Source organism: Peribacillus simplex (assembly GCF_001542915.1).
Classification (GTDB): Bacteria; Bacillota; Bacilli; order Bacillales; family DSM-1321; genus Peribacillus; species Peribacillus simplex_B.
In genome coordinates, this window is record NZ_LNNH01000012.1 from 559,414 (window position 1) to 578,601 (window position 19,188).

Annotated in this window: 21 protein-coding genes; 6 read left to right on the plus strand and 15 right to left on the minus strand. The window is 40.5% G+C overall.

Translation table 11 applies throughout. The annotated features are described in order from the left end of the window. The first annotated feature begins 348 nt into the window (after positions 1-348). Together AS888_RS07760 and AS888_RS07765 are read left to right on the plus strand one after the other, a co-directional pair. Positions 349-1,779: an FAD-binding oxidoreductase gene (locus AS888_RS07760; protein ID WP_061141829.1), complete on the plus strand. Its 1,431-nt coding sequence runs from the start codon at positions 349-351 to the stop codon at positions 1,777-1,779. After that, complete coding sequence (locus AS888_RS07765; protein ID WP_061141580.1) at positions 1,776-2,333, plus strand: MFS transporter; 558 nt, start codon at positions 1,776-1,778, stop codon at positions 2,331-2,333. The genes AS888_RS07760 and AS888_RS07765 overlap by 4 nt, the downstream gene beginning before the upstream one ends. A gap of 117 nt (positions 2,334-2,450) precedes the next feature. Here the strand turns inward: AS888_RS07765 and AS888_RS26755 are convergent, their stop codons facing one another. The 5 genes from AS888_RS26755 to AS888_RS07790 form a co-directional block, all read right to left on the minus strand. Further along, positions 2,451-2,735, minus strand: coding sequence for a hypothetical protein (locus AS888_RS26755; RefSeq protein WP_260320155.1), 285 nt, complete (start codon positions 2,733-2,735; stop codon positions 2,451-2,453). A gap of 101 nt (positions 2,736-2,836) precedes the next feature. Further along, on the minus strand, positions 2,837-3,448 hold the full coding sequence (locus AS888_RS07775; protein ID WP_061141581.1) for a Type 1 glutamine amidotransferase-like domain-containing protein: 612 nt from the start codon (positions 3,446-3,448) through the stop codon (positions 2,837-2,839). 683 nt (positions 3,449-4,131) lie between these two features. Then, positions 4,132-4,584 (minus strand): NUDIX hydrolase, encoded by a 453-nt coding sequence (locus tag AS888_RS07785; protein ID WP_311316467.1) that lies wholly within the window; start codon positions 4,582-4,584, stop codon positions 4,132-4,134. After that, positions 4,554-4,775: an NUDIX hydrolase gene (locus AS888_RS27055; protein ID WP_311316468.1), complete on the minus strand. Its 222-nt coding sequence runs from the start codon at positions 4,773-4,775 to the stop codon at positions 4,554-4,556. Before AS888_RS27055 ends, AS888_RS07785 begins: the two co-directional genes overlap by 31 nt. Positions 4,776-4,872: 97 nt before the next feature. After that, on the minus strand, positions 4,873-5,496 hold the full coding sequence (locus AS888_RS07790; RefSeq protein WP_260320156.1) for a ribonuclease FAU-1 family protein: 624 nt from the start codon (positions 5,494-5,496) through the stop codon (positions 4,873-4,875). A gap of 136 nt (positions 5,497-5,632) precedes the next feature. Here AS888_RS07790 and AS888_RS07795 point away from each other — a divergent pair, with 136 nt between their 5' ends. Then, the gene (locus AS888_RS07795) at positions 5,633-5,830 is read left to right on the plus strand and encodes a hypothetical protein (RefSeq protein ID WP_260320157.1); all 198 of its coding nucleotides are present in this window, start codon (positions 5,633-5,635) and stop codon (positions 5,828-5,830) included. Positions 5,831-5,881: 51 nt separating this feature from the next. Here the strand turns inward: AS888_RS07795 and AS888_RS07800 are convergent, their stop codons facing one another. From AS888_RS07800 to AS888_RS07845, 10 genes are all read right to left on the minus strand, one after another. After that, positions 5,882-6,670, minus strand: coding sequence for a VOC family protein (locus AS888_RS07800; RefSeq protein ID WP_061141583.1), 789 nt, complete (start codon positions 6,668-6,670; stop codon positions 5,882-5,884). A gap of 75 nt (positions 6,671-6,745) precedes the next feature. Further along, positions 6,746-7,021, minus strand: coding sequence for a hypothetical protein (locus AS888_RS07805; RefSeq protein WP_061141584.1), 276 nt, complete (start codon positions 7,019-7,021; stop codon positions 6,746-6,748). 347 nt (positions 7,022-7,368) lie between these two features. Continuing rightward, positions 7,369-7,695 (minus strand): hypothetical protein, encoded by a 327-nt coding sequence (locus AS888_RS07810; RefSeq protein ID WP_311316469.1) that lies wholly within the window; start codon positions 7,693-7,695, stop codon positions 7,369-7,371. Positions 7,696-7,839: 144 nt separating this feature from the next. Beyond that, positions 7,840-8,427 (minus strand): YdeI/OmpD-associated family protein, encoded by a 588-nt coding sequence (locus tag AS888_RS07815; RefSeq protein ID WP_061141585.1) that lies wholly within the window; start codon positions 8,425-8,427, stop codon positions 7,840-7,842. A gap of 178 nt (positions 8,428-8,605) precedes the next feature. Then, positions 8,606-9,397 carry a PhzF family phenazine biosynthesis protein gene (locus AS888_RS07820; protein ID WP_061141586.1) on the minus strand — a complete coding sequence of 264 codons (792 nt, stop codon included), beginning with the start codon at positions 9,395-9,397 and terminating at the stop codon, positions 8,606-8,608. A 493-nt stretch (positions 9,398-9,890) separates the two neighbouring features. Continuing rightward, positions 9,891-10,490 (minus strand): nitroreductase family protein, encoded by a 600-nt coding sequence (locus AS888_RS07825; protein WP_061141587.1) that lies wholly within the window; start codon positions 10,488-10,490, stop codon positions 9,891-9,893. A gap of 86 nt (positions 10,491-10,576) precedes the next feature. Next, complete coding sequence (locus AS888_RS07830; protein ID WP_061141588.1) at positions 10,577-11,554, minus strand: ring-cleaving dioxygenase; 978 nt, start codon at positions 11,552-11,554, stop codon at positions 10,577-10,579. Between the two features lie 264 nt (positions 11,555-11,818). Beyond that, positions 11,819-12,676, minus strand: coding sequence for an aminoglycoside 6-adenylyltransferase (locus AS888_RS07835; protein ID WP_061141589.1), 858 nt, complete (start codon positions 12,674-12,676; stop codon positions 11,819-11,821). 44 nt (positions 12,677-12,720) lie between these two features. Further along, positions 12,721-13,704, minus strand: a complete 984-nt coding sequence (locus AS888_RS07840) for an alpha-ketoacid dehydrogenase subunit beta (protein ID WP_061141590.1) — start codon at positions 13,702-13,704, stop codon at positions 12,721-12,723. Between the two features lie 12 nt (positions 13,705-13,716). Further along, complete coding sequence (locus tag AS888_RS07845; protein WP_061141591.1) at positions 13,717-14,712, minus strand: thiamine pyrophosphate-dependent dehydrogenase E1 component subunit alpha; 996 nt, start codon at positions 14,710-14,712, stop codon at positions 13,717-13,719. 370 nt (positions 14,713-15,082) lie between these two features. Between AS888_RS07845 and AS888_RS07850 the strand changes: the two genes are divergently transcribed. From AS888_RS07850 to AS888_RS07860, 3 genes are read left to right on the plus strand one after another with little or no spacing between them, the layout of a single operon-like run. Then, positions 15,083-15,565 (plus strand): MarR family winged helix-turn-helix transcriptional regulator, encoded by a 483-nt coding sequence (locus AS888_RS07850; RefSeq protein WP_061141592.1) that lies wholly within the window; start codon positions 15,083-15,085, stop codon positions 15,563-15,565. Then, positions 15,562-17,286, plus strand: a complete 1,725-nt coding sequence (locus AS888_RS07855) for an ABC transporter ATP-binding protein (protein ID WP_061141593.1) — start codon at positions 15,562-15,564, stop codon at positions 17,284-17,286. The genes AS888_RS07850 and AS888_RS07855 overlap by 4 nt, the downstream gene beginning before the upstream one ends. Further along, positions 17,283-19,142, plus strand: coding sequence for an ABC transporter ATP-binding protein (locus AS888_RS07860; RefSeq protein WP_061141594.1), 1,860 nt, complete (start codon positions 17,283-17,285; stop codon positions 19,140-19,142). Before AS888_RS07855 ends, AS888_RS07860 begins: the two co-directional genes overlap by 4 nt. Positions 19,143-19,188 lie beyond the last annotated feature (46 nt).

Consider the following 19,188-nt stretch of genomic DNA (forward strand, 5'->3'; position numbering starts at 1 on the left):
ATCACCTCATTTCCAAGAAGCATTCATCAATAGAATATAAGCACTGCCCTTTCCTCCATTCTATTCGAAAGCGAATGCTTTGAACAAGTCATCACGGCAAATTCCTCACTCCTAAACTATCCTGGTTTTATTTACGATATAACTAGATGAAAAGATTAATGGATACGCCAGTGAAAAAAAATCCAGCGTCCAATCATTTCACTATTTTTCTAGGCTTTTTAGTGATAAAGGTTATGATAGAGTAACGCGGACTTCCTCCTACATGATCAACAAACCTGAATCAGTTATATATGAACTATGAATACATTAGAATTAAATACTAAAAAGAGGAGCTACTTGAGCTTTATTATGAAACGATTTATCTTTGCCATCTTATATTCTATATTATTCGGTCTTTCCCTACACGCATTTCATTTCAAGCTAAACCACCCGATCGCCGAAGATATCAGCCGGCTGATGCCGGTTAAAATGAAGGCAATTAAAGCAGAAGATGATGAAGGGGCGCTCCAAAAGATCGTGTTGAAAGCAAGGAAGGACGATGACCCAATATCCATTGCCGGTATGCAGCACAGCCAAGGGGGACAGACCTTATATCCGAATGGGATCCTGATCGATATGAAGAATTATGATGAAATCCTTGATTTGAATGTATCGAGGAAGCGTATCACGGTCCAGAGCGGCGCAACTTGGGCCGATGTGCAAGAGTATATCAACCCTTACGGACTATCATTAAAGGTCAGCCAATCTCAGAATATATTCACAATCGGCGGTTCTTTGAGCGTCAATGTCCACGGCCGCGATATCCGGCATCATGCATTGATTGAAACTGTTGAGTCGTTTCGATTGCTTGATGCAAAAGGACAGATTCTCACCGTGAGCCGTGAAGAAAATCCGGAATTGTTTTCTGCGGTCATCGGCGGATATGGTTTGTTTGGCATCATTCTGGATGTGACCCTTCATCTCACTGATGATGAGCTATATCAAATCAAAACAAAATCACTGCATTATGATGAATATACGTCGTATTTTAAACAAGAGGTTTTGCAAAAGAATGAGGTGAAAATGCATCTAGCTAGGATATCCGTCGCTCCTGGTTCCTATCTGGACGAAATGTATGTAACCGACTATTATATGGCGAAAAATCAAACGAGGCTTGCGGACTACGATTTCCTGAAACGGGAAACGATCGTGGCCCTACCAAAATTCTTCCTCGGCTTATCGCGTTACAATGATTGGGGAAAAGAGCGGTTTTGGAACATTCAGGAGTCATACACCGCCAAGCTGGATGGGACCATGATTTCCAGGAATAATGCGATGCGGTCCGACTCGGCCTTCATGGATTATAGCAATCCCTCCAAAACGGAAGTACTGCAGGAATACTTCGTGCCGGTAGATCAGTTTGCGGATTACATCGATGATTTAAGAAACGTTTTGTCCAATGAAAAAGATTTTAATTTATTAAATATTACCATTCGTTATGTTGAAAAAAACGATGATTCACTTATGTCGTATGCCAAAGACGATATGTTCGCCCTTGTCATGCTCATCAACCAAGGAACTGATGACGAAAGTAAACGAAACACGGAAAGGGTCATCCGCAGCATGATCGATGTGGCGCTAGCCCATAGTGGCAGCTATTATTTACCTTATTACGGGTATCCGACCAAAGCTCAATTATATGAAGCCTATCCTCATGCGGAGGAATTCTTTCACTTAAAAAAGAAATACGATCCAGATAATCGCTTTTTGAATCTTTTCTATAAGGAGTATCATCCATGAATTATAAACGATTTATTGTTTACCAAGGTACTGTAGGAATGGCTGCAAGCATGATATTCCCCTTTTATATATTGCTTATCAAAAATGTCGGGACAAGCTATTCCCAATTCGGCTGGGCATATGGAATATTTTCGCTGACTGCAGCACTATGTTACCCACTGATAGGAAAAATCACGGACAAAGCAGGTGACAAAGCATTTCTCCTCATTTATTCATGGGGAATGGCCCTGATCCTCCTGGCCTTTCCTCTTGCCTATGAAATATGGCATGTGTATCTCTTGCAAATTATCATGGGCATTCTTGGAGCCGTTCAAAAAAACACGGAAAAAACTGTACTTGCACGATATGTTACGAAAGCGACGGCTGGCAAGGAAATCGGCAACTACCATGTCTGGACCTCCATTGGTGCGGCAGCGGCGGTAATCGCCACCGGATATTTAGTCGACTTCCTAACGATCGGCAGCATTTTTTACCTTGCTTCCCTCCTGTTTGCCTGGAGCGGATTTCTGATCATGAAAATGGGACAGGCACCCTCCCTATCCATTGAGGATTGAAAGGCAAGGAAATTTCCAGATCACTCGTACGGTGAATAACATAAACAAGCCCCCTTTTTTAGTGTTGGGTCAGTGTCCTGTGACACATCATTCAAGAGGGCTTTTATACTTTCAAATTCAATAGTTCATAAAATATTGGGCACCAATTCTCCAACATTCAGATGCAATCATGAGGATAGTGACATTAGATATGGCTTGCCGAATCATGGTTACAGCAAAATCAGCTGGTATTGAACTCACTAAAATACCCGGGAGGCTTAAAAGCAATCGCAGTCCATTGCATTCAAAGAATGCCATATTTTCAGTGTTAAATAAAAGCGAAAGATCAAGTTTATCTTTGTTATCTAAATCTTTAACAGCTAACCCAATTTGCCCTACTTTTTGAATTATATTTGTTTGCATACAAATGCACCCTTCAAAAAAATGCAGCCATTAAAATCTTACATCAAGATATTTCAAATCAAAAAAAGTTTTCAGCCATGACTTTTTTTATTCTTCGATTTTCAATGTAAAAGGATGGATTCGTCATCCTTGAGTCTTACAAGAGAACATTCATTTATATGTTCGAACACTTTCAACCTCTCTTCTATTGACTTGCCAGCGTTATTAGGAAACAGATCTTCTCGATCATAATGAGGAAAAACAGCTATATCGGTTAAACTCAATGCAGCTAAATCCTTCAAATGTACCGTATTGATCTGCGGAGTAAAAAAATTCACAACCTGGATGTTCGGCCCTAGAATGATTGCTCCAGCACTTACCCCGACAAATACAGTGTTTAGTTTTGCTAAGCCTTTTAATATCAAGTCAGTACCACTTTTTTTCATATGAAACAACAAATGAAACGGATTTCCGCCGTTAATGTAAATCACGTTATATGGTTTAAGTCGTTCAGGAAAATCAAATTCTATATCCATAAAATCAACTTGCTTAAAACCCAGTTTCACTAAGTCTTCTTTTGCCTTCATTGCAAACTTATTGTATTGCTTCTGTTGAGAACCTGTAGTAATGATAGCGGCTTTTGCGTTCATAATTTGACCATCAATACTTTGCAGGAATTGTTGTTTAATTCTATCCGTAAAAAAGCCATTAGACGTTAATAATATTTTACACAAACAATAACACCCTCATTTTTAGCTTTTCACATGCAAGTCATGACCAATGTTCCCTGCATGAATATACTGTCTTCTTTCCTCTCCCCTGCAATTTTCATAAGATAAAGAACTGCCGAGGCCACTCACCTATTTTCGTCGTATCCAGATTGCTAAATCGTTAGAAAGGATACCAAAAAATGAACAGAAAAATTACAAATTCAACAAAACATGAGGCACGCTTCCAAAATAATAACTACCATACCTGTCAGAAGGATAAATACATAATGAAGTCTATCCCGCCTTTACTCCAGCGTACATCTTTCTATACATCCACACCTCTACTTTACTGTTCTATCACGATATAAAACTAACGTAATTACATTTAAAATCGTGGTAACGATGAGGAGAACTGTAGCTGTGAATGCAACCGCATACATGGTGTCCATAAGGGCACCCCAATCCTCAATCCTTACTAGGTGATAATGATATATAATCTGGAAACATAACGATGTAGCACAAGCACTGATACTTATCAAAGAAAGTGTTACCCAGCTGTTACCCTCCTTACTTTTAAATCGCAAGAGATTTACAATCGGAAGGATCCAAGCAAGTAGTCCAAGCACGAGACTTCCAAGGTTCAGCAAACCAATCATGATCATTCCACCTTATATTTTTTCTTACTTTACTTACATGCTTTAAATATTTTACCATTGCTTACTATTTCCCCTAATCTGTTCGTGTATCTTTTGAATAACTTCTTGATAAAAAGACATTTCATGTGGGACAAAGTCATTCCTGTTTACATATTTATTTATTTTAAGCGTTTTTCCATCCTCATTTACTTCAAAACCTTTCATTTCAATTTCATCTTTTTCATAAAACCAAAGTTGAGCAAAATCACTAAATTGGGCTTTTACAATTCCTGACACTTCTTCTACTTGAAGTGTAAAATCATCCAATGTATTCCCACTCTTATATAAAAAAACGTTTGCTAATTCTTTATCAATAAAATGGTCTTTAATAACACAATATTCCATAACACCTAACTGAACTAAATCCTCAAAAGCTAGATCGATTCCTATTTCTTCTTTTATTTCCCTTACTCCATCCTTTACTGTTTCATCAACTAATAAATGTCCAGCAGCAGTAATATCCAAAAGGTTAGGATAGTCTTTTTTATTTTCACTGCGAAGCTGTAAATAATATAATCCATTCCATGTTCATTGATGATAAACCAACAATGAAACACTTCATGCCAATATCCATTCCTATGTACATCACTCCGAGAAGCAACGCCGATTTGTTTTTTGTTTTCATCAAAGATCCTTAGCTTCTCTTGTTCTCCCATATACTTTTTCCCCCTAACTATTGCTCTTCCTATACGCCCTTGTTAAACTATTCCTGACAAGGTATGAAGTCGAAATATTTAACTTATTTATAAAAAGTCACTTTAATTCATTAATTAATAACCCCTTATGATAGTGGGATAGCTCAAGCAATTCAAAGCTGCCGTTATTTATCAAATGAGTAAGGAGCTTCCCTTCATTCCAAGCAGCATCGTAAAGAGATATATCAATCATTCCACTTAATAATGCCGCTTCTAGCTCATCGGCATCCTTTTGTATGACTTCTCCAGAAGGCAGTAAAATGAGATCTAAAAATAAATCATCCAAATAGGGAATATCATGCTCTACTCCATTCCTCAGGCAAACATCAATATACCATTGCACTATCTTTCCTTTATCATCATACATTGTTGTCACTGAATGGTTTTTTTCCAAGGGAAATTGTTGAAGCCACATATAGCCATCATCTACAATACAAATTTTCTTTTCTTCGTACATGGCGAATAATGGTTCAGCCACTTTAATTGCATGCAATAATGTGATATAGCCCTTATATTGTTTAGTATCAAGAAACGTTTGTGCATACTTTCTCTCCAAGACACGTTTCCATTCTAATCGGTTTCCATATTTTCGTTTAAGCATCTTCATCCCCCACCAATCCAAAAAGCTGTTCAAGTGAGTCTTCATACCATTTCCTAGCTCCAAACGCATATCAACAAGCAAAGGAATGCATCCAAACATTTCTGCGTATAGATAGTTGAAAATCATTTTTTAAAAAGGCTGGTGAATTAGCGTGGATTTCATTCAAATAATGTCAGAGATAATTCTATTGAAAGCCACCTCCTCTTCCAAGCTAAAGATGGCGATTGAAAATCTAAGTTCTGAAGAATGGTTCAGGGAGCTATATGTAGATGCCCGTTACACTCATGTTTTTTGGCATAACAACAAGATTATAAAGGTTCTTTTAATACCAGCAAACATCGAGGTGTTAAAAAAAGATGAGAAAAAGGCACAAGAATTTATCGAACTAGTGAAAGACTGTTCAACAAATAAATAATCAAGCAAAATTCGTAAACACCGTTCTAATGATCCGAACGGTGTTAAAACCTTAACCTAATGAGAACTTAGGCAAATTTAAACTTTCTGCCAAAGAAGCTGTAAAATCAGGAGTGTGCTCAATCCAAAAAGTATAACCATCCTTCGTTATAAGTAGCTTCTTTTCTTTCAAAAAAGAGTTGTCCATGTTTTTTGAAAGGTTCTTAATAAACTCTAGATCGGGCGTGCCAAATGTCACCACCATCTTTGGCGGCAATGCCTTCATGGCAATGGGAATCCAAGGTCTCTGTTTTGAAACAACTATTGCATGTGCCGTTCCACTGATTACAAAATTGAATAGATTTGATTCGTTTACTGTTTTCATGCCAAAATCCTTTTTCAGCCAATCGCGAAAAGTTGGGACGTTATCAACAGGAAAGCCTATCTCTCTTATATAAAGTGTTCTTAACTTCCCAGTAGTGTTTATTACGTCCTCTTTAATATAATCATGTGCAATAATTTCAAGAAGGTGACCATCTCCATCACGGAAATATAGATTTTTCCTCCCATTTGTTTCGTCAATATACTGGCCCAGTTCTTGTTTTAAAATCAATAATCCAGATTGTTGAACGAAAGCTGCCACTTCATCAAACTTTGAATACGGGACTTGAAAAGCAAAGTGCGCTGGAGGAACCGATTCATAGGCCTCTCTAAAACTTAAAGTCGTAAATGACGTAAGCTGAAACCGAATGAAATCATTGGATTCATAGATGATGGGGAGCTGCAGTCTGTTAGCGTAGCATTGTTTTACGCCTTCTAAAGATACTGTTGTTAATTCTAAATCCGCGAAATGAGTAATCAAATTCTTCCCCCCTAAATATGAGGTGGTACCCTTACTATTTGTAAACAGAACAACTTCGTGAGCACAATTCTACTCTTATTTCGCTTTTTTGAAAAAGACCGCTGTTCCGCCCTCTTGATTCAAAACCCCTACTTCTTCGGCAGACATCAATTTCACCATATTGTCCACCTTATTTTGCTCTTCACTTGTTACAACTATATTTAGATTTCTTCCATTCGTGCTAGTTTGCCAATCTTCAACTTTTGGTTGTTCATCTTGTTCAAGGACAGATGTACTTTGCATATCTTTCATAAAAAAAGATAGGGCCAGCACTCCTCCAAAACCAAAAATGAACGTTGCTTTTCTTTTCATGACTAAACCTCCTCATTTATTAACTAGTAACACCTGTAATAACACCCATATTTTAACATAACAACACTGAAATTACTTGTTTATTTTTCTATAGCACATACTTATAAAATAAAAGGAAGTTACTATACATTCCTCGTTTTAGTGACACAAGAAAAAGGCTGCTTCTGCAACCTTCGGTAACGAAATTCCCTTCTTCATTTAATAATGAAGGTATATATGTATTGCTCTCCGATCCTGCCTATCTTCCTTGTACCCGTATCCTTAAAACCAACTTTTTCATATAACTTCTGGGCAGGAACATTTTTATGGTTTACTGCTAAAATGATTTCATTGCACTCTGGGAATTGTTAATCGACAAAGCTCTGTATTTTTCTCATCCCTTTATTGGCAAATCCTCTGCCTTGTTTGGAGTGATTTATGGACAGGGCAGTTAATAACATGGCTTTCCGGTTATTGGTATACTCTTTTACCCTATCACTTGAATGTAATACGAAAAAACCCACTGGTTCATTATTATGTAAGATTACTATCGGATGTCTCTCTTTCGTTATTTCCAGCATCTTGGTTGGTAGTGCGGTGAATTTTTCTTGTTCTTTTGGCAATTCAAATGCTTTTAACCATGGCAGGTATTCTGGTTTATATCTCCGTAAATCTACCTCATCCCATGTATTCATCCAAGGCCTCCTAACTATAAGATAATGATGGAATATATTGGCTTTTTCATAAAAGTGAAAGAAAAGCGTACCACTCAGCAAAAAGCCAAATAGTACACCTTTGTTTGCATGCTGATTTGTCCTTTAATAAAGATCCACTAACGGCTAATCCTTTAATCCTTTTCCATCAAGAATTTGCTGTGTACATTTTTCAACCCTTGAAATGCGGGTTTTCGATTGCTTCGGTTGAGAAAAGTGAAGAAAGTATGCTCTTTGCCGTCCTGGAGTCAATGCTTCAAAAGCAGTTTTCAATGCAGGGAGTTCATCGAATTTATTTTGAAGCTCTTCGGGAATAATGATTTCTGTCTTATACTCCACTTCCAGACCTGATTTTTCAACTTCAATGGCTTCTTGAATATATGCTTTCAAGATGGGTTCGATTGCAACGATTTCCTGGACATTAGTGAACCGAATCTGGCGTGCACCCTGTACGTTCTCCGTTTGTTGGATGAGAATTCCATGAGCATCCTTCAACAAGGCACCTTTGTGAAACAGAAGCGCACAATACTCTTTAAATCCGTGTATTAAAACGATGTTTTTTTTCTCATAAGTGTAACAAGGGTGCATCCATTTAAATTCTTCAGTAAGCTCACACTCAAGAACAATCCTTCTCAATACCTCATATTCTTCCTGCCAGTTTTTAGCTTTACTTAAAAATTCATCAACCTTAGAATTTGTATTACGGTTTGTCATTAAAAACATCCTTTTTCATTTAATTGTACCAGAATTTCGGTTGGCTTCCGATTTACAATAGGATATGAATTAGTGTTGTGGTCAAGCAGATCTGGCTTGTAAAGTTAGCGAGCTTTTGTCGTTAATCTGCTCAGTTAGTCAAACTCCCACGTACAATTCACTTTGAAGCGCAAGTGAGCTAATTATATAGTTCTCCCTGCAGTAAAGTTATACAGTCCCCAATCAACTCGACTTTTTCTGCGATTATCTTTAGCTTTAGTTCACCGCCGCGCTTTGAATCCTGGTATGCCATAAATTCCTTTTTGTTTAAACGATTGCCCCAATATGAGGCTAACGCACAGTGTGCAGATCCAGTAACGTAATCTTCATTAATTCCTATCTTTGGAGCAAACACCCTTGATACAAAGTCATACTTACCTGAGCCAATACTAGTAATGATTACCCCTGGACCGTCCAGTTCTTTGATTGCCCCCAAATTAGGCACCGCCTTATGAACCATATCCTGATTTTCCAGTTCTAAGATATACCGATCTTCAGCCCAAGCAGCATCTTTTATAGGAAACTGAATGACTCGTTTTAATTTCTCGGTCACCTTTGTTTCAGTGGATTCCTTCACATTAAACTTCAGGATTATTTGTTGATTTGTTAACTTGGAGTGCAGGATTCCTGCATGAGTATGAAAAGTAATGGCTGACTCTGATGAAGTAAAGCCCTCACTCCACAGAATATGAGCTGCTCCTAATGTACCGTGGCCACACAAATCAATCTCTTCAGTCGGGGTGAACCATCTAAGCTGATAGCTATTACCGCCTTTTGGTTCGATGAAAGTGGTGATGGGTTGATTTAGTTCTCCTGCCAAGGATATCATCCACGCATCCGATCTATTCTTGTTCATGAAAACGATAGCGGCAGGGTTCCCCTTGAATTTTTCTTTAGAAAAAGCATTAATGAAATAAAATTGGTTGTTCATATACTTCCCCCTATTCTAAATGAGTCAAATACATAGAAACCCCGCAATAATATCCATTATTATACAACAGATCAACAAAATAACCTACGCTTTTTGTACCGCCGACGAAGCTCCCCGGCAAAGGCGCCAAACTTTGAATATCCAAATTGAAATCCTCAAAAATTAGGTTATTTCAGATTTGATCTTAAGGTGTGGATTGAAACGAAAGACGCGAGACTGCTGCGGGAAATGCGCGTCTACGTGAGATTTTGCAGGCGGAAACGCCAAGGAGGCTTAACCGCCTCTGGATAAGTGAATGCCTGCTGTGGAAAGCAACGGACCATATCCAATTTCCCAAAACTATAGACAATGGAGATCCTAGCTTTGTTTTCACGCAGAGTGCAGTGCTATGAAGTGAAAAGTCACCTTCCAATGGTAACAACCTCAAAAAAAACTGCAGCCAAACTCCAATAAAATCGAAGTTTGGCTGCAGTATGAGAGAGCCTATTGACCCTTACTTGTAAAACTTAATGCGCTCATCAAGCGGTTTGTATTCTTTTTCACCTGCTGGTGCCGTTGGATGTCCAAATGGCATTTGGGCAATCAATTTCCAATCACCTGGAACATCATATTCTTTTTTCACTTCATCATCGATAAGCGGATTATAATGCTGTAGCGTTGCCCCTAAGCCCTCACCTTCCAAAGCAGTCCAAACGACCAGTTGATGCATGCCTGATGTCTGCTGTGACCAAATCGGGAAATTATCGGCATATAGGGCGAATTGTTCTTGCAGCGACTTCACAATGGATTGATCTTCAAAGAATAAAACCGTTCCATACCCCGCTTTAAAGGAATCCATTTTTTGTTGGGTGCTTGTAAAGTCCCTTTCCCCAACTGCTTTTTTTAACTCTTGTGTGGTGATGTCCCATAATTTATTATGAGCTGCACCAGTCAACACGACAAGGCGGGTAGTCTGGGAATTAAAAGCCGATGGTGTATGTTTTACGGCAAACTCGACAATCTCCTTGATCTTCTCATCGGACACTTGTACCTCCTTATTGATTCCATAATAAGAACGTCTTTCTTTGATAGCTGTGTAAAAATCTTTAGTCATCATTCATTCCTCCTGAATTTTTTAGAGTGATTTATATATTGCCCTTTTTATATTTGCCTGCTTTAGGATGGGCAGAAACCAAGTCATTATTCTTTTGGGAACTCCTTGGTACTTCTTACTGTATCGATGGGACGAACCAGTTTTTCGATATGATCTCTTTTCGGTTCCAAGAACGGTGGCAGTGATAGCTTTTCTCCAAGCGTTTCATACGGCTCATCTCCCATGAATCCAGGACCATCGGTGGCAAACTCGAACAAGATTTGCGGTGCCACTCGTACATAAAGCGATTCAAAAAAGTGACGGTCAACATGACCGGAGGTTTGAAATTGGAAGCTTTCCATACGTTCGATCCATTCCTCCAATACGGAACGGTCCTCAACGCGAAAGGCTGTATGGTGTACCGTACCGAAACCTTGGCGTGCTTGGGGCAGGTTTGAGTCATGCTCGACAATGACTTGTGCTCCATTTCCACCTTCGCCTACTTCAAACAGATGAAATGCTCCATCTTGTTCCACTTCTTTGAATAAAAGTACTTTCTCCATCATTTCCTTAAAGTAGTCGAAGTTGGCAATCCGAATGAAAATCGGTCCTAATCCTGTGATTGCGTTCTCAAGAGGTACCGGCCCTTTTTGCCAAGGAATCCCTGATGCGACCCCTTTGTTGTTTTCATCCGAGATCAATTGGTAGCGTTGATCATCAAAATCAACGAAGGATAAGGTCTTTTTACCAAATTGGGTTTGTATTCCTGTATGGCTGACTTTAAACCTGTCAAAACGCTTCTCCCAATATTGCAATGCGGCATCACTCGGAACGCGGAATGATGTTTTTGAAATTTCATTGGTCCCATGGACCCCCTTGGGGATACCCGGAAAGTCAAAGAAAGTCATATCCGTTCCCGGACCGCCAACATCATCAGCAAAAAACAGGTGATAGGTTTGGATATCATCTTGATTGACCGTTTTCTTGACTAAGCGCATCCCCAATATATACGTGAAGAATTCATAATTTTTCTCTGCACTGCTTGTGATGGCCGTAACGTGGTGTATCCCTTTTAATCCATTCATCTACTTTTCCTCCTAATAAACGATATCAGCTTATGGATGTTCCGTTTTTCTTCAATTCCCTACATTTTCCCTTCAAGCAGCCTCGAATATTCATTAAATATCTTTGAGATTTTTCAGAGGACTATCTCGAATTAATATATCTCAACTTCAAAGTAATTTTATATAAAAAAAACACCTTTGTCAACATTCCGGTTCGACTTTTGGAACTTGATAAAGGTGCTGATGCTTTTTTTCTCATTAAACTTAACTAAATAACTTGGTCGATCAATCATTTACCGGCAAGGCTTGAATATGTTCCAAGTATGAATAAACTCGTCTATCATACTGAAAAGGATTGTCATAATTCAATCGTTTCCCTACTAGCATTGCCGTTTGTTCAAAAGAACGGCATATGGAAAACAGTGCCTGCCATACACTCTCATCCCTTCCATCTGCATATGTGGACAGAAGTTGGGACCAGCTCTCTTCGGACAAAAATTTCTCCAAATATTTTCCGCATTTACCGACGCTAACGGAATAGTCGGTTTCAATGCCCACCTGCCATTCCAGCATTTGAATGAACATCTTCCTTATTTGGCCAAGATGTTCCTGAGCATAAAGAATTTCCTTTCGCCATAAACCTTTGGCTACATATGTCGAGACCCACCAAAACTCATTGCAGCAATCGTTATAAAGTTCAACGGTAGGTTTTTTCACCCAATAACCCTCATCAGTGGGAGGAGGAAGCACGGGAAGACAGCCCGTTTTATCCATCAAGACGGTCGTTAGCTTATCCTCCCTGCAATATCTTTCTTTTTGCTCTATGGGGACCAATTGTAAATCAATCCGGTTTCCGTCCATGAACAGCATCAAATAAGAGAAGCGACCTCCTAAACTCGGCGGAAATAAACACATATCCTCCGGGGTCTGCAAGATGATCCTTTCACCAAAGTCATCTATCCAGCCAGGATTCATTCTGAATGACTCGATATCCGAGACGAGATAGACGATATCATAATCTTGGAGCACATCTTTTGGGACACTCGCATTCGTTCGCGACCCATTCATGCAGACAGCTCGAATGCGATCATCACGTTCAGCGACATGGATGATCAATGACATCATCTCTTCTTCTGAGCGCATGAAACATACACCTCCCGTAAATGAATGATGCCTTTAGCTTGCATTTAATAGGCAGCTAGGTCACGCAATGCCTTTTCCACTTTTTCTGGGTTCACCATGAAGGACTTTTCCAATGCTGGCGAATATGGCATGGCAGGTACATCAGGCCCAGCCAGTCTCATGATGGGGGCATCCAAATCAAAGAGGCAATTTTCCGCAATGATCGCCGACACTTCACTAATGATGCTTCCTTCTTTATTATCCTCCGTAATTAAAAGCACTTTTCCCGTTTTTGCGGCTGCTTCAATGATCGCCTCTTGATCCAGAGGATAAACGGTTCTTAAGTCAAGTATATGAACGGAAATGCCGTCACTGGCCAGCTTTTCCGCTGCTTGTAGGGCAAAATGAACACAAAGGCCGTATGTAATCACGGTTACATCATCACCATCACGCTTGATATCCGCTTTTCCAATCGGTAAAACATAATCATCGTCAGGCACTTCCTCTTTAATTAAACGGTAAGCACGCTTATGTTCAAAGAACAGGACCGGATCCTCATCGCGGATGGCCGCCTTCAACAATCCCTTTACATCATAAGGTGTGGAAGGCATGACGATTTTCAGCCCCGGTTGATTGGCAAAAATCGCTTCGACGGATTGCGAATGATATAGAGCCCCATGTACCCCTCCGCCGTATGGGGCCCTGATGACGATAGGACATTGCCAGTCGTTATTTGACCGGTAACGGATTTTTGCCGCTTCCGATATGATTTGGTTGATTGCAGGCATGATGAAATCGGCGAATTGCATTTCCGCAATCGGCCTCATCCCATACATCGCCGCTCCAATGCCCACTCCGGCGATGGCCGATTCAGCAAGCGGGGTGTCAATGACACGCTGTTCCCCGAATTGTTCATACAAGCCTGATGTCGCCTTGAACACGCCGCCTTTCCTTCCAACGTCCTCTCCTAGGACAAATACACGGGAATCACGTTCCATTTCTTCACGTATCGCCATTATCACTGCATCTATATATGATATTACTGCCATCTTCTTTCCTCCTTACTCATTAGCATAAACGTATTTTGAGAGTGTATCTTCCGTTGCAAATGGAGCTTCTTCTGCGTAATCAGTCGCTTCGTTTACAACTTTCATTATTTCATCATTGATCTGATTCTCCATTTCGTCATCCATGACCCCTGTGGCCTTTAAATAAGCACCAAATGTAATGATCGAATCTATTTTTTTTGCCTCCGATACTTCATCGGCCGACCTGTATTGACTGTCATCATCATCGCTTGAGTGAGGTGTAAGCCTGTAGGAAACCGCCTCGATCAAGCTTGGCCCTTCACCTCGCCTGCCTCTATCGGCCGCTTCTTTCACCGCCAGGTATACTGCGATCGGATCGTTTCCATCGACCGTCACTCCTGGCATGCCATACCCAATGGCGCGATCCGACACTTTCCCACAAGCCAATTGTCTTTCCAGCGGGATGGAAATCGCATATTGATTATTTTCGCACATCAAAATTACCGGAAGTTTGTGAACACCAGCAAAATTCGCACCTTCATGGAAGTCACCTTGGTTTGATGAACCTTCTCCAAATGTGACGAAGGAAACGATATCTTGTCCTTCCATTTTTGCAGCGAGGGCAATCCCCACAGCATGCGGCACTTGAGTCGTCACTGGTGAAGAACCCGTCACGATCCGGTTTTTCTTTTGTCCGAAATGGCCTGGCATTTGCCTGCCTCCTGAATTTGGATCTTCGGCTTTTGCAAAACTGGATAACATTAAGTCCCTCGCTGTCATCCCAAACGCTAAAACGACCCCAAGGTCGCGATAATATGGAAGAACGTAGTCCTTTTCACGATTCAATGCAAACGCCGCCCCCACCTGAGAGGCTTCCTGCCCCTGACAAGAAACGACAAATGGAATCTTACCAGAACGGTTCAGCAACCACATCCGTTCATCTATACGTCTTGCCAGCAACATCACTTTAAACATCTCAAGCACTTCCTCATCACTGAGTCCAGCCTGTAGATGACGGTTCTCTACCATATGTCATCATCCTCCTAAACAATATGTAACATTAGATTTCACGATCAATATCTTCAAAAAAATAGCGAATTGTTATATTATCTACTGTTATTACCTGGTACTAATTCTACACATTAATATCCTACCACTTTTTCGCTCATTTTTTCAACTAATTCACTTTCTAAAGATATCAATTTTTATTTAATTAAATTAAGGGTTCGACCATTCATGGGCATACTTAAGTCAATCGCGGTGACAGTGGAAATCATGAAAATATATAACGATTGGCTTATGGACTTGACTAGATGCGGAAATAGTTGTAAATTTTAATGATTCAAAAAAATAACTGTTCGTTTTGGAACAGTTCGAAAAAGAAAGAATGTGATGTATTTTGGAGACTGAAAATCAAAAATTGATGCGTTCCGCACAACTTTTACGTTCATTTTGGAATGTGCAGAAAAATATCATGCGAATCGTCCAAAAAACAGCAGTAGAGTACGGATTATCCGTTCCGCAATATTCTATTTTGATGACCATTATCCTTTACAAAGAGATGACGCAAAAAAATGTTGGGGAGAAAACCTTTCTTCCAAAAAGCACACTAAGCCAATCGGTCGATGGTCTTGTACGTGCAGGCCTGCTCCATCGTGAGCCAGTGGAGGGGAACCGTCGTGAGATTCAGCTGACGATCACCGAAAAAGGAAAAAATCTATTGAAAACGATTCATTTGCATGAAGGCAGCATTCACCAATCCTTTCAAGCGGTCGTTGAAAGGCTCACTGAAGAACAATTTGAAGGATTGATTGGGACACATCTTCAAATTACAAATGATTTAGAAGCGCAAGCAATAGAACAAGGAGAGTGTTCAAAATGATAAAAATACTGAAAAACTTATCCATTTATAAATGGCTTATTTCAGCAGTTTTCGGGCTCGTCTTTATCCAATCGATGTCCGACCTTTTCTTACCGACACTAATGGCCGATATTATCGACAAAGGTGTCGTCCCTGGAGACACTCCCTACATCTGGAAAATAGGTGGATTAATGCTGTTAATTTCAGCACTAGGCGCCTGTGCTTCCGTTATCGCAAGTTACTATTCTTCGAAAGCCGCAATGGGAATGGGACGCGATATCCGCTTAAAAGTCTTTAATCATGTTGAAAAATTTTCATTACAAGAATTTGACGAAGTCGGTACCGCGTCCCTCATTACACGAACGACCAATGATATAACTCAAGTCCAGCAAGTGGTTATTATGATGCTGCGCATGGTCATCAGTGCACCCATTATGTTAATTGGCGGAGTGATTATGGCCGTTTCGAAGGATGCCAAATTATCACTTGTCATCGTCTTCACAATGCCTGTGTTGATTGGTTCAATCCTGCTCATTCTCTATAAGGGTGTGCCTCTTTTTCAGTTGGTGCAAAAACGTTTGGACCGTCTGAACCTTGTATTACGAGAAAATCTAACCGGGATTCGCGTAGTTCGTGCCTTTAATCGTGAAAACCAAGAAAAGGAACGACTTAAGAAAGCGAATAAGGATTTGACGGCTGTCTCGATAAAAGTCAATAAAATCATGGCATTCATGATGCCTATAATGATGCTTGTCATGAACTTGACGGTTGTTGGAATCATTTGGTTTGGAGGAGTACGGATTGATAATGGCGCTATGCAGATCGGGGATTTAATGGCATTTATCCAATACGTGATGCAAATTATGTTCGCACTCGTCATGGCTTCCATGATGTTCGTTATGATTCCACGTGCGGCCGTGTCGGCAACTCGGATCAACGAAGTCCTTGATATGGAACCTTCATTCCTAGATGAAGGAACGGAAAAGGCAGATCGTGACCACGGCACCCTTGAATTTGAACATGTGACGTTCAGTTACCCAGGAGCGGAGGAACCTGCCCTATCGGATATTAGTTTTTCCGCAAGACCTGGTGAAACCACCGCAATCATCGGAGGAACAGGCTCAGGGAAATCAACGCTCGTAAATTTGATCCCCCGCTTTTATGATATTTCAAATGGATTCATTCGCGTCAATGGTGTTGATATTCGTAATGCCCCACAAGATGAAGTTCGTTCCAAAATTGGCTTTGTGCCACAAAAAGCCATCCTCTTTACGGGTACCATTGCTGACAACATTCGCTTCGGAAAACAAACGGCCACCCAGGAGGAAATTGACCATGCGGCCCGTATCGCCCAGGCGGAAGATTTCATAAGCCAATTGAAAGACGGCTATGATGCAGAAATCGAACAAGGTGGATCAAACCTTTCAGGTGGCCAAAAACAACGGCTCTCGATTGCAAGGGCAATCATTCGAAAACCGGACATTTATATATTCGATGATAGTTTTTCCGCTCTTGATTTCAAGACAGATGCCAAACTTCGTGCAGCTTTGAAAGATGAAACGAAGAATGCGACCGTATTACTCGTCGCACAGCGTGTTAGTACAGTCGTGGATGCTGACAGAATCATCGTTTTAGACAAAGGGCACATTGTCGGCATTGGGACACACCAAGAGTTGCTTAGCACAAACGACATATATCGTGAAATCGCCTTATCACAGCTCTCAGAGGAGGAAATTGCATGAGTAACCGAAAAAAACCTCAAAGCGGCGGTCAGATGGGGCACGGTCCTGGCGGCGGGAACATGATGATGATGGGTCAAAAAGCAAAAGATTTTAAAGGAACACTACGACGGCTTTTGGCCTATTTAAAACCGCGGCGCAACAAATTGATTGCCGTGTTCATCGCTGCCATCATGAGTACGATTTTCATGATTGTCGGACCAAAAATAATGGGAACGGCGATTACGGAATTATTCGAAGGGGCTTACGGTAAATTCCAAGAAATACCGGGAGCTGCTATTAACTTTGATAAAATCGGCCAGATCCTCCTGCTACTTGCTGGCCTCTATGTCTTAAGCAGCCTTTTCAATTATGTACAACAATACATTATGTCCAGCGTTGCCCAAGATACGGTCTATGATTTACGGGAAGATGTTAATAAAAAGCTCGAGAAACTTCCCCTTAACTATTTTGAAGGCCGTCCGAACGGAGAAACACTTAGCAGAATGACAAATGATATCGATACAATCGGGAGCACCCTTCAACAAAGCTTAACCCAGTTTATCACATCGATCGTAACAATCTTGGGCATTATCATTATGATGCTCTCTATCAGCCCGTTATTGACACTAATTTCCATCATCAGTTTACCTTTGTCAATATTTGCAATCCGGCCCATTTTAAAAAGATCCCAAAAACATTTTGCCGATCAACAGCGTACACTTGGAGAATTGAACGGGCACATTGAAGAAATGTATACGGGCCATCAAGTCGTTAAAGCATTCGGACATGAAAAAAAGGCAAGTGCCCAGTTTACAAAGGTAAATGAAGAATTATATAAAGCAGGAAGCAAGGCGCAGTTCATATCTGGAATTATCATGCCCTTGATGTTTTTTATCGGGAATTTGAGCTATGTTCTCATCAGCGTCGTCGGCGGAATATTGGTAACCCAACGTTCTATCTCAATTGGTGATATCCAAGCATTCATCACATATTCAAAGCAGTTCACCCAGCCGATCACCCAAACGGCAAACATCGCAAACATCATTCAGTCCACTGTTGCAGCAGCTGAGCGCGTTTTTGAGCTACTTGATGAAGAAGAGGAAATAAAAGAAAAAACCACGGCTCATTTAAATAGAGCGAACGGTGCTGTCACCTTTGAACATGTAGACTTTGGGTATGGTGACGACTTGTTAATGAAGGATATGAACATCGAGGTGTTGCCTGGACAGACGGTCGCAATTGTAGGACCGACCGGTGCTGGGAAAACGACGATGATAAATCTTTTGATGAGATTTTATGAACTCAATGGCGGAAAGATCAAGATCGATGGTCTTGATACACGAAATATGTCACGAAGTGATCTTCGCCGGAACTTCGGAATGGTTCTTCAAGATACCTGGCTCTTTAATGGTACGATTAAGGACAATATCGGTTATGGAAAAAATGAAGCAACAGATGAAGATATTTTTGCAGCGGCCCGCATGGCACATGCCGACCATTTCATTCGAACACTGCCAGATGGATATGAGACAGTTTTAAACGAAGAAGCTTCGAACATCTCACAAGGACAAAAGCAGCTTTTGACAATCGCACGAGCTGTGCTTGCAGATCCACCGATCATGATATTGGATGAAGCGACATCAAGTGTGGACACTCGGACAGAGGTCTTTATCCAAAAGGCGATGAACCGGCTGATGGAAGGACGAACAAGTTTTGTCATTGCCCATCGTCTTTCTACCATAAAAGATGCTGACCTGATTCTTGTTATGGATCAAGGGAAAGTAATTGAACAAGGAACACATTCACAACTTTTAGAGGCATCCGGTTTCTACGCAGACCTTTACAATAGCCAGTTTTCTGAAAGTGTAGCAGGATAATATAAAAAGGGGCTCCATTTCAAATTGAAATCGAGCCCCTTTTATA

Bases quoted from the DNA above. Each gene is read 5' to 3' on its own strand.
- AS888_RS07760 (WP_061141829.1), top strand. From the start codon at position 349: ATGAAACGATTTATCTTTGCCATCTTATATTCTATATTATTCGGTCTT.
- AS888_RS07765 (WP_061141580.1), top strand. From the start codon at position 1,776: ATGAATTATAAACGATTTATTGTTTACCAAGGTACTGTAGGAATGGCT.
- AS888_RS26755 (WP_260320155.1), bottom strand. From the start codon at position 2,735: ATGCAAACAAATATAATTCAAAAAGTAGGGCAAATTGGGTTAGCTGTT.
- AS888_RS27055 (WP_311316468.1), bottom strand. From the start codon at position 4,775: ATGGGAGAACAAGAGAAGCTAAGGATCTTTGATGAAAACAAAAAACAA.
- AS888_RS07795 (WP_260320157.1), top strand. From the start codon at position 5,633: ATGGCGATTGAAAATCTAAGTTCTGAAGAATGGTTCAGGGAGCTATAT.
- AS888_RS07805 (WP_061141584.1), bottom strand. From the start codon at position 7,021: ATGAAAAGAAAAGCAACGTTCATTTTTGGTTTTGGAGGAGTGCTGGCC.
- AS888_RS07810 (WP_311316469.1), bottom strand. From the start codon at position 7,695: ATGAATACATGGGATGAGGTAGATTTACGGAGATATAAACCAGAATAC.
- AS888_RS07815 (WP_061141585.1), bottom strand. From the start codon at position 8,427: ATGACAAACCGTAATACAAATTCTAAGGTTGATGAATTTTTAAGTAAA.
- AS888_RS07820 (WP_061141586.1), bottom strand. From the start codon at position 9,397: ATGAACAACCAATTTTATTTCATTAATGCTTTTTCTAAAGAAAAATTC.
- AS888_RS07825 (WP_061141587.1), bottom strand. From the start codon at position 10,490: ATGACTAAAGATTTTTACACAGCTATCAAAGAAAGACGTTCTTATTAT.
- AS888_RS07830 (WP_061141588.1), bottom strand. From the start codon at position 11,554: ATGAATGGATTAAAAGGGATACACCACGTTACGGCCATCACAAGCAGT.
- AS888_RS07835 (WP_061141589.1), bottom strand. From the start codon at position 12,676: ATGCGCTCAGAAGAAGAGATGATGTCATTGATCATCCATGTCGCTGAA.
- AS888_RS07840 (WP_061141590.1), bottom strand. From the start codon at position 13,704: ATGGCAGTAATATCATATATAGATGCAGTGATAATGGCGATACGTGAA.
- AS888_RS07845 (WP_061141591.1), bottom strand. From the start codon at position 14,712: ATGGTAGAGAACCGTCATCTACAGGCTGGACTCAGTGATGAGGAAGTG.
- AS888_RS07855 (WP_061141593.1), top strand. From the start codon at position 15,562: ATGATAAAAATACTGAAAAACTTATCCATTTATAAATGGCTTATTTCA.
- AS888_RS07860 (WP_061141594.1), top strand. From the start codon at position 17,283: ATGAGTAACCGAAAAAAACCTCAAAGCGGCGGTCAGATGGGGCACGGT.